The sequence below is a fragment of the Paenibacillus oceani genome (genome assembly GCF_014705615.1).
GTDB lineage: Bacteria > Bacillota > Bacilli > Paenibacillales > NBRC-103111 > Paenibacillus_AB > Paenibacillus_AB oceani.
Genome location: NZ_JACXJA010000027.1, coordinates 1 through 14,535 on the forward strand (window position 1 = coordinate 1; position 14,535 = coordinate 14,535).

The following is a 14,535-nucleotide window of genomic DNA, read 5'->3' on the forward strand; positions in this document are numbered from 1 at the left end:
TACTTCACGAACTTTCGTGGAGGCCTCAAGAGCCCTTGAGGTAACGTTTCAATCTCTCTCTTCTTCGGTTCGCATTCAGTTTTCAGGGAACAACAATGATTGTTCCTTCTTTCATACGCGGTTGTGGTGGAATGGCAGACACGCTATCTTGAGGGGGTAGTGGGCGTACGCCCGTGGAGGTTCGAGTCCTCTCAACCGCATTTTATCAACTTCATATTGTGCGGTCGTGGCGGAATTGGCAGACGCGCTAGATTCAGGTTCTAGTGATGTAACAGTCGTGGAGGTTCGAGTCCTCTCGACCGCATTGATGATTTACTTGCAAGTATGGACTCTAACCTCAGGGTTGCAGTCCATATTTTGTCCCTAGTTTGGGATGCTGCTTATGCAATCCTTCGTATGGATATGCAATTTTATATTGCCACCTGAACGTCGATTGTGTATAATTAGAATCCTGAACGCATGGATTGAATCGTATGCGGACGTGGCTCAGTGGTAGAGCATCGCCTTGCCAAGGCGAGGGTCGCGAGTTCGAATCTCGTCGTCCGCTTATACCTTAAGCCGGTGTGGCGGAATTGGCAGACGCGCGCGATTCAAAATCGTGAGGGAAACCGTGGGGGTTCGAGTCCCTTCACCGGCATTATATTATCGGGATGTAGCTCAGCTTGGTAGAGCACCTGGTTTGGGACCAGGGGGTCGCATGTTCAAATCGTGTCGTCCCGACTTTTTCATTTGCGGGTGTAGTTCAATGGTAGAACTCCAGCCTTCCAAGCTGGTAGCGTGGGTTCGATTCCCATCACCCGCTTACGTAAACTCACAGTGAAGACTGTCGGCGGAAGCCGGCAGTCTTTTTTCTGCCTTTATCGGCGGTTTGTGAACATCAATTGCGGTATGGTATAGTGGGAATCATAATAATCGGGCTAATCGCCGGACGGCAAGTCCTTAGAAAGAGGTGTACCATGGCTGAAGATTTTATAAAATTAGGCGTTCGCCCGGAGCTCCAGAAAGCGATGGCTGCTTATGGAATTACTGATCCGACACCGGTGCAGGCCAAAGCGATCCCGCTGCTGCTCGCAGGTCGTGACGTAGCGGCACAAGCCCAGACGGGGACGGGCAAAACATTAGCGTTTGTGCTCCCGATCTTGGAAAAGGTGGAACCGAATCGGCCGTTTACTCAGGCTCTGATCGTTACGCCTACCCGTGAACTCGCCGTACAGATTGCCAGAGAAACGGAAAGACTGGCTTCGGTTGTCGGCGCTGGAGTGCAGGCGATCTACGGAGGAACGGATATAGACCGTCAAAACCGTAAACTGGAGCAAGTGCCGACGATCGTTGTCGGTACGCCGGGCCGTTTGCTTGACCATGTGAAGAGAGAGACGTTATCCCTCAACGGCGTACGTCTGGTTGTTGTCGATGAAGCGGATGAGATGCTTCGCCGAGGATTTCTGGAGGAAGTCGAGACACTCCTCGCCCTGGCTTCGGAGAAACGGCAAACGATGCTCTTCTCCGCTACGATGCCTCAACCGATCCGTCAATTGGCGGAGCGCTACATGCGCAAGCCGGATCAGTTGAAAATAGCCGGCAAGCAAGTAACGGTAGATGAAATTGAACAAGCTGCTGTCGAAACGCCGGAAACGGAAAAAAACAATACGCTTATTCAGTTGATCGGACATTACCGTCCTTTCTTGGCGATGGTTTTCTGCAGTTCCAAAGGCCGGGCGAATGTCGTGAACGAAGCGCTGCAAAAAGCGGACATTGAATCCGACGTGTTGCATGGGGATCTGTCCCAGGCCAAGCGGGAATTCGTCCTGAAGCGGTTCCGCGAAGCGAAGCTCCAAGTGCTCGTTGCGACAGATATCGCTGCTCGCGGGCTTGATATCGAGGGAGTTACCCATGTATTCAACTACGATGTGCCGCAAGATTTCGAGTGGTACATTCACCGTATAGGTCGTACCGGACGAGCAGGGGAGAGCGGTATCGCGATTACACTCGTGACGGCACGCGATCGTCTGAGACTGGCGAAGCTGGAAAGCAAGATCGGCATGAAGCTGCCGCGCCGTGATCAGACGGGTGGACTGCTTTCCAGCGAGGTGGTCAAGAAGACAGCTGGGAAGCCAGCAGGCTCCCGTAAAAGCTCCGATTCGGCCGCTTCGAAATACCGGAAGTCCGATACGGGCCGCCAAGGGGCGAAGCGATCGGCGGACGGAGGAGCAGGCAGAGGCTTATCGAAAGGGTTCGGCAAAGGACCGGGAAGTTCCCGGTCAACCTTCGGGGGGGGGGCCGGCAAAAACCGTCCCGGTCCAGGATTCGCAGGCGCTGGTCGCCGCGGAGCGCCCAGAGGCAAATAACACGAGAAAGACGCTTTCTAACCACGATCTTTAGTGGTATTGGAGGCGTCTTTTTTACATATCAGCACATGTTCTTCACCGTGAAAAACAGAGAAGGGGCCAGGGCCATCATGTTTGTCGAGTCAGCAAGTTTCGTAAACCGTTCATAGTGTGGGTGGATGGCCGGTTTGGATCTTCTGCTGCCCTTCTATAAGCGGGGGAAGGAAGCAAATAGGAGCGGTTTGTACCCGTTATTTTGTCCAAAACCAGATTGGGTGGGGAAAAAAGGGTGGTTTGGAACTGCTAATCCCCTCGAAAAGGGTACATTCCCCATCAGTTGGCTGGAATAAAGGGTCCAAACCGCTCTTATTCGCTTCAACCGTCCCCATATGCCGAAAATAGAGGGCGCAAAAGCCTCTTATTTTGTTATAGGACATCCGTTCCGCATTCGGCGAGACTGAACACGTTCTGTTCGCACATCAAGCAAGAATTTTCACCGAAAGCGGCAAGCAGGTGATGTCTAGGGTCGGCAGTTTCGTCAACACGTCGAGGGGCAACGGAAAAGAAAAGTGTTTAGCAGATCAGTTATCGTTCCTTCGGGTCATTTGCTGCCATACGGAACCTTCGGCTGCTACTCCGCCTTCAATCCGTTCTATAGCCAGTTTGACCTGCATACGCACTTCAAATTCGGGATCATCGGCCGCCTCCAGCAGTGCCGGCAACGAACGTTCGTCCCCGGTCTCGTACAAGAAACGTGCGGCTCTCCAGCGGACGAGCTTGTTCGAATCGCGGAGCGACTCGGTCATCGCATCAATGGCCGCCGGATCTCCGATATCGGAGATCGTATCTCCTGCCGTTCTTCGGACGGACACAGAATTATCGCGCAGCGCCTGATACAAATAAGGCAGCACTTCCGGCTCGCGAATATCGCCGATATAGACGGAGGCCAGTCTCCGGATTGACGCTTGCGGGTCGTTCAGCGCCTTGGCCAGCAGCGGCAGGCTCTCCATGGACGGTTTAATTTGCTGAAGGGCGGCGTACCGCTTTTTCCAGTCAGGGTCATCCAGATGACGTTCGATTTCAGCTAAACCCAGTTCCGGCTGGATCGCAGGCTCGCTTGTCCCGTCCACTCCGGCGGATTGGGCCGCTTTCACCAGTTCATTCAGCCTTGTCTGGTCATACGTCGCATCCAGCTCCTGAACGATCTGGTCGGCTATCTCCTGGAGTTCTCCATAGCGAATCCCGATCTCTTCCAGCTTTCGCTCCTTGATCAGATTGGGTGAAGCGTTGCCGGCGTTCATAGCTGCTTCTATGAACCGTTCGGGCATTGCCCTCCGGACTTCTTCGCCCCCGGACCGGACGCGTATTTGCATAGGAATGGAACGAAACGATTGGACAAGGACGGAAGCTTCACCGAATGAATCGGCATCTATGCTCTCCGGCACGACCGAGGTCTGAACCTCGTCCGATCCCAGTATGGACCGTATAGCTGCGAGAATCGCCTGCCAGTCGCCTTTTGGATGCCGATCCACAGCGATAAAGTCGGCGGTATGGAAGATGGAGGTCACCCCGGGTATTTCCAGAATGCTCCGGAACGGAACGGGCATGGCGGTGTTCGCTTTCGTATACGTTCGCATCGCGCCTTTTGGCAAGGCTTCATCTAAGTTAATTTTCATCGAGTTCGGACTAGGCGTTGGTTCGATGGATATGATTCTCATCCGTATATCCCTCCTCCCCTCTATTGTGTCACAAAATGCAACAAGAAAAAACCCCGTCGGTTTGGCGGGGGATAGGATCAATCCAATTGTAGAAGCTGCCGGTTCATGTACGGCTCTATCGTATTCGATATAGCGAAGACAGTGTGGGCCAGGTCGACATTCTCATACGCATACTCGCACTCCGGCAGTGCGGACATCGCTTCGTCGTAGTAGGCCATGCGGGCCGAGACCAGCTCGTCGCTGTCTCCGCGGTCACGCTGCCTCTTCAATACGGAAGGCCGGTCTGCATACACGAACAGTCTCACGACTGAGCGACCGAACGCTTGCTTCAATATACGCGCCCCATCCGGATTCAAGATGACGTACACAAATCCGTGCTCCTCCCATAACCGCAAAATGTCGGCGTGCTTGATTCCGTACAGTTGGCCGTCGATGTGCACACTCTCTACGAACTCGCCGCGTCGTTCCGATTCCAGGAAGGAATCCGCAGCAATGAAGTGGTAATCTTGACCGTCCTGCTCTCCGGCTCGCCTCGCCCGGGTCGTATAGGATAACACTTTGGTCAGTTCTAGCGTCGCTCCCGTCATATCGGCGATCGTCTTGCGTCCGGAACCGTCCGGCCCTGTGAATACGAAAATGGTTTTTTGCACATCGATCTCCTCCTCCAGAAGAGTTTGTTTCGCTCGTTATGAAGCCGGAACGGAAGACGTTTCATGTATTATCCTATTCGCAAAGGATGCAAAAAAGAAGAGCTCCATTAGCGGAAGCTCTTCTGGTCTTGTAGGTATGCCTTAAGGGTTGCCGGTGACGCTAAGCGTATCCGGTTCCTTGATTGTGCGGAGAATCGATACTTCAACCCGGCGGTTTTTGGCTTTTCCTTCGGCTGTATCGTTCGTATCGATCGGCTGGAACTCTCCATATCCAATCGTACGGAAACGTTCGGCACTGATCTTGTCGTTTTGAAGCAAAATTTTCATGAAATTGATCGCACGCTTGGCGCTCAAATCCCAGTTCGTATCGAATTCTGCATTTCGGATCGGTACGTTATCCGTATGTCCGGCCACTTCGATCTGATATTGCGGGTACTGCGTCAGCATGTCCGAGATCGTGACAGCCAGCTTCTGGGCATCGGTTTTCAGATTAGCGCTTCCGGAAGCGAACAAGGCGTTGTCCCGAATCGTAATCATCAGCATGTCGTGGGTCAGCTTCGTTTCCAGTTGGGTATCCAGGTTATTGTCCTGAATATATTGATCGATCTTTTGTTTCAATTCCTTCAACTCGGCCGTTTCTTTTTGAATCAGCTGCTGCTGTTGCTCGGCTTTAATCTCTTGAGCCGACTTGCCGTCCTGATCCTTTTTCTTGATATCCGAAGCGGGAGGGTCGATCAGCGGAATGACCTCAGGCTGATCAAAGAAACTGGAGCCCCCAGTAAAAGCGGAATTCAGGCTTTTCATGATCGAATCGTATTTTTTGGAATCCATCTGACTGGAAGCGAACAAAATAATGAATAACGCCAGAAGAAGCGTCAGCAGATCCGCATAAGGAATTAGCCAAGTCTCGTCGATATGGTCTTCATGATGCTGCTTGCGCTTCTTGTTCACTGCCTACCTCTCCTTTTTGGTCGGAGTAACGCTCGGACGGCGGCAAATAGACAGACAGCTTCTGTTCGATCGCGATAGCGGATATACCGGACTGAATCGACAGCAAGCCTTCTACCATCATCATCTTCAACTCGACTTCTTTCTTGGATATTTGCTTCAGTTTGTTGGCGAACGGATGCCACAGCACGTAGCCAGTAAAAATACCGAGCAGCGTCGCCACGAAGGCGGCCGAGATCAGATGGCCCAGCTGTTCGACCTGGTTCAGGTTGCTGAGCGCGGCGATCAGACCGACGACAGCACCGAGTACCCCCAGTGTTGGAGCATATGTACCCGCCTGAGTAAAGATCAGCGCGCCGGAACGATGCCGTTCTTCCATAGCCGATATTTCTTCCATCAGCACATCGTGGATAAACTCCTGGTCGCTGCCGTCAATAATCATACGCATTCCGTTGCGCAGAAACATATCGTCGATCTCGTCGACCTTGCTTTCCAGCGCGAGCAAACCTTCGCGGCGGGTAATCGTGACCCATTCAATAAACAATTGGATCAGTTCCTTCTTGGATACGAGCTTTTGCTGCTTGAACAAAATGGCGAACAGCTTCGGTACCTTTTTGAGGTCGTTCATCGGGAAGGCGATGAACACGGCCGCAATCGTACCTAAAATGATAATGAGCAAAGCGGCCGGGTTAGCCAGCGAGACCAGACTGGCTCCCTTCATCACCATGCCCAGCCCTACTGCGATAAGCGCAAGTATAAGGCCAATTCCAGTTGATTTCTCCATCCGTTGCACCGTCCTTAAGTAGTCCATCCTATACGGCTTGGTTGTATAGGACTATAATTCGATTAATACCGACAAATTCCTGCATAGGAAGAAAACAAAAAAGGTATAGATTGTAATTGTATGGAGTATATTTGTCGAAAGACTCAAGTGTCCGGACATATCTATCCGAGCGATAGCCGATAAATCGCTGTAAGTAGGAAAAATTCCCTAATCCCGGATTCGTTATCGTATAGTTTCGGGCGACTAATTGTTCATTACCCATCCTGAACGGTTTCGGTTCGAGGTACGGATACCTGTTCCATGCCCTTTCATCTTGCAGAACTCAAAGTAGGATTCAAGACCTTTCTGTTCACGATTATAAGAAATCCGGCAAATCATGTACGACGGCAAACGAAAAAAACGCCAAAAGCGTTATAGCCTTGGCGGTTGTGGAGCATCCACTATTCTCATTGAAATTGATTCTTATTTAGATGAAGAAACTCGGTGAAAAGACGTTTTTCTTACGGATTCGTCTCAATAATGCCGTGGTCGCCGAAATGATCTTTAACCAAAGAGTTGAAATCCGCAACGTAAGGCTGAAGCGACCCGCCCTTCCATACTTCAAGCGCATAGGTACTCATACGGTTAATGAACTGCTGATTGGCCGAGATGAAGACGTTCGTTATATTCGGATGATGCTGCCTTACAAGGGCGGACAATTCCTTCACAAGCTCGCTGGAGAGATCCTGCGGATTCGGAATCGTATCGAAGCTGTACTTGTCCATTACGACGTCACCCTTCGGGAGCACGTAAGAGACATCGGAATGGTCGTCCACTCCGGGCGAAGCGATCGTCCGGTCGCTGAACAAAATGGTTCCTTTCCCCTTGGTCCCGGTCGCCGTCTTATCCAGCACGATTGCCACATAGGCATTTTTGTCGGTCACGAAGACGAAGGAGCTGCGTATTCCCTTCATATCGTCTACGGCATCTGTGGTGGATTGAGTGAACTGAAGACTGTTATTGTGGTGGTCGGCGGCTTTCAGCTGCGTGTTATAGGTCCGAAACCCGGAACGCTCGTGGGATTCCGTCCGGCTGCCGTAATCGGAAGGACCGGCTTCAAAGTGCTTCTGATACGAGCAGGCAGATATCCAGACGACAGCGGCGGCGAGGACGGCCAACGATCGGACTACAGTCAGGCGGTTCATGAAGTACCTCCTCATCGTATAAAGTCCCTTTATAGGGTTTGTTATTTCGGACGGATTATGCATGAACGCCGCAGCGTGGTTTGCCTAAAAAAGCATTCGTTTTTGCATAAAGGGGCCGTATTATGGAAATAACCTTTATGAGCCCTTTTCTAAGAAATCGAGGGAGGAAAAAAGGCTGAATACCGTTGATTTAGAACAATTTGTGAACTTTCCCATTGCGATTGACAAAAAGATGCCGCGAATTTATAGTTAATAGGGTGATTAAGTTTGTTGACAAATTGTGGCCATCCATGATAGCGCTAATAGATTGATCTCAGCGCGTTGATCGGTCTATTAAACACAGAGAATTGGGGTTGATGAGTAAAATGAGACGGTGGAAGTCTGCATGGCGTTTGATTCCGCTTTTCGCGTTATTGACGTTCGTGCTTACGGGATGTGGTTTGGAAAATCTGACGGCGCTGGATCCTAAAGGTCCGGTTGCGGAGAAGCAATTATCGGTCATTTACCTCTCTTTGATCGTGATGATCGGTGTATTCGTCACCGTGGCGATCATTTATGTGTTCGTGCTCGTACGCTTCAGAAAACGTCCAGGACAAACCGGCGTTCCGAAACAGGTCGAGGGCAATCATAAGCTGGAGATCATCTGGACGGTTATTCCGTTCATTTTGCTCATCATCATTGCGATTCCGACCGTTAAGTATACGTTCGAATTGGACAAAGACTACTCGAATGATCCTAATGCGCTGCAGGTTAAAGTAACCGGACACCAATTCTGGTGGGAATTCGAATATATGAACGAGAAGATCAACACTTCTCAAGACCTGATTATTCCAACCGGGCGTACGATCGCCTTCCATCTGGAATCGGCCGACGTCATTCACTCTTTCTGGGTACCGGCTCTTGGCGGTAAGAAAGATACGAACCCGGGCATGACGAACATGCATTACTTGAAAGCGGATGAACCGGGAACCTATTACGGCAAGTGCGCCGAGCTGTGCGGCGATTCTCACGCCTTGATGGAATTTAAAGTGAAAGCCGTTACGCCGGAGGAATTCGACCGCTGGATCAGCAGAATGAAATCGCCAACGGCTGCGCCGACATCGGTTCTGGCTCAGGAAGGCGAGAAAATATTTAAAGATCAATGTCTTGCGTGCCATGCCATCTACAATACCCAGACTAAGCAAGTCGAAGGCGGTAAAGTGGCCCCTAACCTGGTCGATTACGCAAACCGCTCGACCGTTGCCGGAATTTTGATCAACCGCTCGCCTGAAGATTTGAAGAATAACTTGAAAACTTGGCTCGACGATCCACAAGCGGTTAAACCGGGCAACCTGATGCCGAATCCGAAAAATGTTCCGGGCAGCAAAATGGAGCAGAGCCTTGATCTGAACGATCAGCAAATCAATGCGTTGGTTGAATACTTGGCCGGTCAGACACAGAAATAAACGCGTAATTGCGCAGCTTTCGAAGTAAAACTTTTTCGAGTGTGAATTTGGCGAATGCCAGGCCAAATTCACATCGGAGGAAAAAGTTCTAGGAGGGTAATACGTTGGCACATTCACATGCGGCTAAAAAGCAGTACAGCGGGCTGATGGATTGGCTCACAACCGTTGACCATAAAAAAATCGGGATTCTGTATCTAATCGGTGGGGCGCTATTCTTCCTGCTTGGCGGCCTGGAAGCCATCCTCATCCGGATTCAACTGATCAAACCGATGAACGATGCTATCGATGCATCGATGTTCAACCAGCTGCTGACTATGCACGGTACAACCATGATATTCCTTGCGGCGATGCCGCTTATCTTCGCCTTCATGAACGCGATCATCCCGCTCCAGATCGGAGCGCGCGACGTTGCTTATCCGTTCGTGAACGCACTCGGCTTCTGGCTGTTCTTCCTGGGCGGCCTGCTGCTGAACGTGAGCTGGTTTCTGGAAGGAGCGCCTGATGCAGGGTGGACGGCTTATACGCCATTGTCCTCTTCACCGCAATATAGCGGTAAAGGTATCGACTTCTACGTTCTCGGTCTGCAGATAGCCGGTATCGGTACGCTGATCGGGGGCATTAACTTCCTCGTCACCATTATTAACATGCGTGCGCCTGGTATGTCTTTCATGCGTATGCCGCTCTTTACTTGGGCATCTTTTATTACGTCGGGTCTGATCTTGCTCGCGTTCCCGGCCATTACGGTAGGACTTGTTCTGCTTATGTTCGACCGGCTGTTCGAAGCCAACTTCTTCGATATAAGCGCCGGCGGTAACGTCGTCATTTGGCAGCATCTGTTCTGGATCTTCGGGCACCCCGAAGTTTACATTCTGATTTTGCCGGCCTTCGGTATTATCTCCGAAGTTATCAGTACGTTTTCCAACAAGCGTCTGTTCGGTTACAGCGCTATGGTGTTCGCAACTGTTATTATCGGCTTCCTGGGCTTCATGGTTTGGGTTCACCATATGTTTACGGTTGGCCTCGGTCCGGTCGCCAATGCTTTGTTCTCCATCGCTACGATGTTGATTGCAGTACCTACCGGTATTAAAATCTTTAACTGGCTGTTCACCTTGTGGGGCGGACATATTCGTTTCACGACGGCAAGCTTGTTCGCCTTGGGTTTCATTCCGACGTTCGTTATGGGCGGTATGACCGGGGTCATGCTTGCATCGCCGCCGGCTGACTTCCAGTATCATGATACTTACTTTGTTGTAGCGCACTTCCATTACGTAATTGTCGGCGGTCTTGTGTTAGGTTTGTTTGCAGGTTTGTACTATTGGTGGCCGAAGATGTTCGGGCGCATGTTGAACGAAGGGCTCGGCAAGTTGTCGTTCTGGACGTTCTTCATCGGTTTCCACTTGACGTTCTTCGTGCAGCATTTCCTCGGTCTGATGGGGATGCAGCGCCGGGTATACACCTACTTGCCCGGACAAGAGTTCGATACGTTTAACTTTATCAGTACGATCGGCGCCATCTTGATGGGGGTTGGTACAATCTTTGTGCTTCTGAACATCCTCATTACATCGATGAAACCGAAAAACGCTCCTGCCGATCCTTGGGACGGCCGTACGCTGGAGTGGGCAATTCCTTCTCCGGCACCGGAGTACAACTTTAAGCAGCTTCCGCTTGTCCGCGGATTGGACCCGCTGTTCAAAGAGAAAATGGAAGGCCGCAAGGAAATGACTCCTGCAGAACCAATCAGTGCGATTCATATGCCGAATCCGACGATTTTGCCGTTTGTTATGTCGCTCGGATTGTTCATTGCAGGTTTCGGGTTCATGTATCACAACTATTATGTAGCCGCAGGCGGCATTCTTGTCACTCTCGTATGCATGCTCCTTCGTTCGCTCTATGACGATCACGGCTACCACATCGAAGTCGAAGAGCTGCAGGATAAGGGGGCGAAGGTATGAATCACGCTGAATTGACCGGCAAGAACTTGCCTGACCAACCGGAATCAGCGACTCTGGAAGGACGCAATAAGATACTCGGCTTTTGGTTGTTCCTTGGCGGAGAAACGGTTCTCTTCGGTAGTTTGTTCGCGGTGTTTATCGGATTGCGGAATCAGATCGGAGACGGCCCGGCCGCCGATGAATTGTTCAAGCTTGGCATGGTGGGAGCCGCCACCCTGCTTCTCTTGACCAGCAGTATGACAAGCGTACTGGCAATCCAAGCGCTGCACCGCAAAGATATAGGGAAAATTTATTTGTGGTTTATCATCACAGGTATTCTGGGCTTTGCATTCCTGGGCCTTGAGATTTACGAGTTCTTTGAATATGTGCATGAAGGACATACGTTCTCGACTAGCGCATTTAGTTCAGCCTTTTACACACTGGTCGGTTTCCACGGCGCTCACGTAGCGTTCGGGCTTTTGTGGCTCATCGCCCTTTTGCTGCAAATGACCAAAAAAGGACTGACGGTGGTTACGGCTCCGAAGCTCTACGTATTCGGACTGTACTGGCACTTTATCGACGTAGTATGGGTTTTCATTTTCACCGTCGTATACTTGATGGGAAAGGTGGGCTAGAACATGGCAGCCAATCATCATTCCGCTACGGAACATACGAGCAAGCGGCCTCACGTTCATGAGGGCCCGAAAAACCATTACTTGTCATTTATTTTGTCTCTGGTCCTGACTGCGCTCGCGTTCGCAATCGTAATGGCCGAGATGGGAAAAACGTTTACGATTTTGTTTATAGTAGTTTTGGCGATTGTTCAGGTGATTTTCCAGCTTGCTTTCTGGATGCACATGAAGGACCGCGGACACGGATTTGCAATCGTAGGAATCGCTTCAGGATTGATCGTCGCTCTAACCGGAGTGGCAGCAGCCGTGTATATGATATGGTGGTAATAAGCCGGGGGGACTTTTTTGACAAAAAAAAGCCCCCCTTTTTTTTGAATGTGTAGAGTGATTACGGATTCGCGGTTCCCACCAAATACCTGGATCAGCATCGAAGCCAAAGCCCCAATTTGTGGGGGATTATGTAAGGTGCGGCTCTTCTTGTATGGTTGTTGGAGATAGAAGCCAGCCGTGATATAATGGCACGGAATGAAGTGCGTTTTTCATGACGGCGAGCAACTAACTCCAAGTATAAATCATCCGCATGGAAAACGAAGATAGGAGGGAAAGCTGTGTTAGGCTTGCAGTACTTTTCTTTTGCCGAATTATGGAGCCCTTGGAAACTGGCTTTAATGATAGCGATCGGAGTAGGTTACCTGATCCTAATCGGACCGAAGCGTTCGTTGTTTGCGGATAGCGAGCCGGTATCGAGAAGCAAAAAGACTATGTTTCTTCTTGGGATCACCATCTATTACTTGGCTGACGGCGGTCCGCTGGAACTGCTCGGGCATTTAATATTCAGTGCGCATATGACGGCCATGTCGCTTGCTTATCTGGTTGCGCCACCGCTTATATTAATCGGGATACCGGCCTGGATGATCCGGCCCGTGATGAATATAAAGCCGGTTGGTGCCATTATCAATACGCTGACAAAGCCTTTAATAGCTGTAGTAACCTTTAACATGTTGTTTTCCTTTTATCATCTGCCGGCTATTCACGATTATGTGATGACCCATTATACGGTGCACACGATCTACTTTTTCGTTCTGCTGCTCACTTCCTTTATGATGTGGTGGCCGATCGTATCGCCGCTGCCGGAATATGGACGGCTGAGTGAACTGAAGAAGATGGCGTTTATATTCGCTAACGGCGTGCTGATCACTCCGGCTTGTGCGCTCATCATTTTTGCCAACACGGCCGTATATGCCACGTACAACGACCCGCAAATGTGGGCTACGGCGATGGGCTACTGCGTGCCGGCTAATTCGCAGGAACTGCTCGCCAACTTCTCGGGACCTGAATTTTTCGCAATCTTCGATTCGCGGGAAGATCAGCAGCTCGGCGGAGTTATCATGAAAATTATGCAAGAGATCACATATGGTGCCGCACTTGCGTATATCTTTTTCAACTGGTACGTCCGGGAACGGAAGAAGGACGATCTGGAGCCGGAACCGGTTTTGTAGTGGAGAGGATGTAGAACATGGGGACGATTTTACCGACTATAAGCACTTCGTTTATCGTAATAAGCGCCATCTTCGTCGCACTCGGCTGGATTCAAATCGCGAAGCGCAATATCGCCGGTCATCGCAAATTAATGATGTGGGCGGCCGCATTTGCAACGCTGTTTTTTATCGTATATGTGTCACGTACATTTATTTCCGGCAACACGGAGTTTGGCGGACCGCATAACGTTAAAATCTTTTATCTCGTTTTCCTGCTGTTCCATATTACGCTGGCCACCGTGGGCGGTGTGCTCGGGATCATTACTTTAAGATGGGGATTCACCAATCAGCTGGCGAAGCACCGGAAAATTGGACCGATCACGTCGATCGTATGGTTTATCACGGCGATTACAGGGGCGACGGTATATTTGCTGCTGTATTGGATCTATCCGGGCGGCGATACGAAACCGCTTCTCGACGCGATCTTCGGAGCGGGTCTCTGATTCGGGATTGCGGATGCAGCGGATGGACAAGTTAACTAAGCCTGTCTTGGCGGATTTTCGCCGGGATGGGCTTTTTTTCGATGGAAACAGACCGGAAATTGAAAAATAAACTTGAAATCTAAAAAATAAGTGGGTATACTGTTAATATAAATATACACAGTATGCACACTACATCGAAAGGTGATGCCGGATGTGGAGCAACATATGGTTTATCGTTAAGGCGGATATGAAAAGGGCGAAGTGGGGATATATCATTTCCGCGTTTATGTACATTTACTTTTGTTTTTTCGGCTCCTTCATCGTTACCGACTTGTTCGAGACGACGGGGAATCGGGGCGGGGTAGGTTTTCTGGCGGATCTTATGTTTCTGTGCAGCCTGAGCTGTATCGGATTCGTAATGAGCGGGGAGTATCGCAGTTACTGGCAGAGCGATGTGTTCACCAAGAAGCTGCTGTACTTGCGGTCCCTGCCCATCAGCACCAAGGAGCTGGTATGGGCCCGGTACGTACAGATTGGAATCAACTTGTTGATTATGTCTGCGATCTTATTCATACCGCTTTATTTCATCAGTCTGTTGGATGACATACTTACAGTGACGGAATATATCTCGTTCGCCGTATTATGGATGTGCGTTGGAGCTTGCTCATCGATGGTGTTTGCTTATAAGGAGCTGAGCGGCTCCGGAAAGTCATACTTTTGGTTTTGTATGATCTCGGTTGCCGGGTACATGGTAGTTAGCGGGCTCTGCTGGTATTGGAACTTCGGTCTTGTGGAGCATTCGGTAATCTTCGCCCAAAAAGCGGGTCTGCTCGCAGCCGTCTTTTGTCTGGTGATTACGGCGCTTTGGGGCTGGTTCTGGGGCAGGATGACGAATGATAAAATCCGCAGACGGGAGTACGCGAGATGACGCTGACAGCGGCAGCAAGCGGAAGGAGGTA

13 protein-coding genes and 6 tRNA genes are annotated in these 14,535 nt (G+C 50.4%); 14 read left to right on the forward strand and 5 right to left on the reverse strand.

Annotation, left to right across the window (positions count from 1 at the left end):
* The first annotated feature begins 117 nt into the window (after positions 1-117).
* The 7 genes from IDH45_RS19115 (at position 118) to IDH45_RS19145 (ending at position 2,345) form a co-directional block, all read left to right on the forward strand.
* Positions 118-200, forward strand: a tRNA-Leu gene (locus tag IDH45_RS19115).
* 20 nt (positions 201-220) lie between these two features.
* A tRNA-Leu gene (locus IDH45_RS19120) sits at positions 221-304 on the forward strand.
* Between the two features lie 171 nt (positions 305-475).
* A tRNA-Gly gene (locus IDH45_RS19125) sits at positions 476-547 on the forward strand.
* Between the two features lie 10 nt (positions 548-557).
* Positions 558-637: transfer RNA gene (locus IDH45_RS19130), tRNA-Leu, on the forward strand.
* 9 nt (positions 638-646) lie between these two features.
* A tRNA-Pro gene (locus IDH45_RS19135) sits at positions 647-720 on the forward strand.
* An 11-nt stretch (positions 721-731) separates the two neighbouring features.
* Positions 732-802, forward strand: a tRNA-Gly gene (locus tag IDH45_RS19140).
* A gap of 154 nt (positions 803-956) precedes the next feature.
* Positions 957-2,345, forward strand: a complete 1,389-nt coding sequence (locus IDH45_RS19145) for a DEAD/DEAH box helicase (protein ID WP_190929733.1) — start codon at positions 957-959, stop codon at positions 2,343-2,345.
* Positions 2,346-2,905: 560 nt separating this feature from the next.
* On the opposite strand, the gene IDH45_RS19150 is transcribed toward IDH45_RS19145, so the two are convergent.
* The 5 genes from IDH45_RS19150 to IDH45_RS19170 all read right to left on the reverse strand — a co-directional run bounded on the left by IDH45_RS19150 (position 2,906) and on the right by IDH45_RS19170 (position 7,608).
* On the reverse strand, positions 2,906-4,042 hold the full coding sequence (locus IDH45_RS19150; RefSeq protein ID WP_190929734.1) for a conserved virulence factor C family protein: 1,137 nt from the start codon (positions 4,040-4,042) through the stop codon (positions 2,906-2,908).
* Positions 4,043-4,119: 77 nt separating this feature from the next.
* Complete coding sequence (locus IDH45_RS19155; RefSeq protein ID WP_317891238.1) at positions 4,120-4,692, reverse strand: guanylate kinase; 573 nt, start codon at positions 4,690-4,692, stop codon at positions 4,120-4,122.
* 141 nt (positions 4,693-4,833) lie between these two features.
* Positions 4,834-5,643 carry a flagellar motor protein MotB gene (gene motB, locus IDH45_RS19160; RefSeq protein ID WP_190929735.1) on the reverse strand — a complete coding sequence of 270 codons (810 nt, stop codon included), beginning with the start codon at positions 5,641-5,643 and terminating at the stop codon, positions 4,834-4,836.
* On the reverse strand, positions 5,615-6,424 hold the full coding sequence (gene motA / locus IDH45_RS19165) for a flagellar motor stator protein MotA (protein WP_190929736.1): 810 nt from the start codon (positions 6,422-6,424) through the stop codon (positions 5,615-5,617). The genes motB and motA overlap by 29 nt, the downstream gene beginning before the upstream one ends.
* 500 nt (positions 6,425-6,924) lie before the next feature.
* On the reverse strand, positions 6,925-7,608 hold the full coding sequence (locus IDH45_RS19170) for a hypothetical protein (protein WP_190929737.1): 684 nt from the start codon (positions 7,606-7,608) through the stop codon (positions 6,925-6,927).
* A 365-nt stretch (positions 7,609-7,973) separates the two neighbouring features.
* Between IDH45_RS19170 and coxB the strand changes: the two genes are divergently transcribed.
* The 7 genes from coxB (at position 7,974) to IDH45_RS19205 (ending at position 14,504) form a co-directional block, all read left to right on the forward strand.
* Positions 7,974-9,053 (forward strand): cytochrome c oxidase subunit II, encoded by a 1,080-nt coding sequence (gene coxB, locus IDH45_RS19175; RefSeq protein ID WP_190929860.1) that lies wholly within the window; start codon positions 7,974-7,976, stop codon positions 9,051-9,053.
* Between the two features lie 104 nt (positions 9,054-9,157).
* Positions 9,158-11,005, forward strand: coding sequence for a cytochrome c oxidase subunit I (gene ctaD, locus IDH45_RS19180; protein ID WP_190929738.1), 1,848 nt, complete (start codon positions 9,158-9,160; stop codon positions 11,003-11,005).
* Positions 11,002-11,619, forward strand: coding sequence for a cytochrome c oxidase subunit 3 (locus IDH45_RS19185; RefSeq protein ID WP_190929739.1), 618 nt, complete (start codon positions 11,002-11,004; stop codon positions 11,617-11,619). The genes ctaD and IDH45_RS19185 overlap by 4 nt, the downstream gene beginning before the upstream one ends.
* Before the next feature lie 3 nt (positions 11,620-11,622).
* Positions 11,623-11,943, forward strand: a complete 321-nt coding sequence (locus IDH45_RS19190) for a cytochrome C oxidase subunit IV family protein (RefSeq protein WP_190929740.1) — start codon at positions 11,623-11,625, stop codon at positions 11,941-11,943.
* Positions 11,944-12,224: 281 nt separating this feature from the next.
* A complete protein-coding gene (gene ctaG, locus IDH45_RS19195; RefSeq protein WP_190929741.1) occupies positions 12,225-13,115 on the forward strand; it encodes a cytochrome c oxidase assembly factor CtaG in 891 nt (296 codons plus the stop codon).
* 17 nt (positions 13,116-13,132) lie between these two features.
* A complete protein-coding gene (locus IDH45_RS19200) occupies positions 13,133-13,597 on the forward strand; it encodes a DUF420 domain-containing protein (RefSeq protein ID WP_190929742.1) in 465 nt (154 codons plus the stop codon).
* Positions 13,598-13,787: 190 nt separating this feature from the next.
* A complete protein-coding gene (locus IDH45_RS19205; protein WP_190929743.1) occupies positions 13,788-14,504 on the forward strand; it encodes a hypothetical protein in 717 nt (238 codons plus the stop codon).
* Positions 14,505-14,535 lie beyond the last annotated feature (31 nt).

What these genes read in the sequence shown, in the direction of transcription:
- coxB (WP_190929860.1), top strand. Translation starts at nt 7,974, where the DNA reads ATGAGACGGTGGAAGTCTGCATGGCGTTTGATTCCGCTTTTCGCGTTA.
- IDH45_RS19190 (WP_190929740.1), top strand. Translation starts at nt 11,623, where the DNA reads ATGGCAGCCAATCATCATTCCGCTACGGAACATACGAGCAAGCGGCCT.
- IDH45_RS19200 (WP_190929742.1), top strand. Translation starts at nt 13,133, where the DNA reads ATGGGGACGATTTTACCGACTATAAGCACTTCGTTTATCGTAATAAGC.
- IDH45_RS19145 (WP_190929733.1), top strand. Translation starts at nt 957, where the DNA reads ATGGCTGAAGATTTTATAAAATTAGGCGTTCGCCCGGAGCTCCAGAAA.
- IDH45_RS19205 (WP_190929743.1), top strand. Translation starts at nt 13,788, where the DNA reads ATGTGGAGCAACATATGGTTTATCGTTAAGGCGGATATGAAAAGGGCG.
- motA (WP_190929736.1), bottom strand. Translation starts at nt 6,424, where the DNA reads ATGGAGAAATCAACTGGAATTGGCCTTATACTTGCGCTTATCGCAGTA.
- IDH45_RS19185 (WP_190929739.1), top strand. Translation starts at nt 11,002, where the DNA reads ATGAATCACGCTGAATTGACCGGCAAGAACTTGCCTGACCAACCGGAA.
- IDH45_RS19150 (WP_190929734.1), bottom strand. Translation starts at nt 4,042, where the DNA reads ATGAGAATCATATCCATCGAACCAACGCCTAGTCCGAACTCGATGAAA.
- IDH45_RS19170 (WP_190929737.1), bottom strand. Translation starts at nt 7,608, where the DNA reads ATGAACCGCCTGACTGTAGTCCGATCGTTGGCCGTCCTCGCCGCCGCT.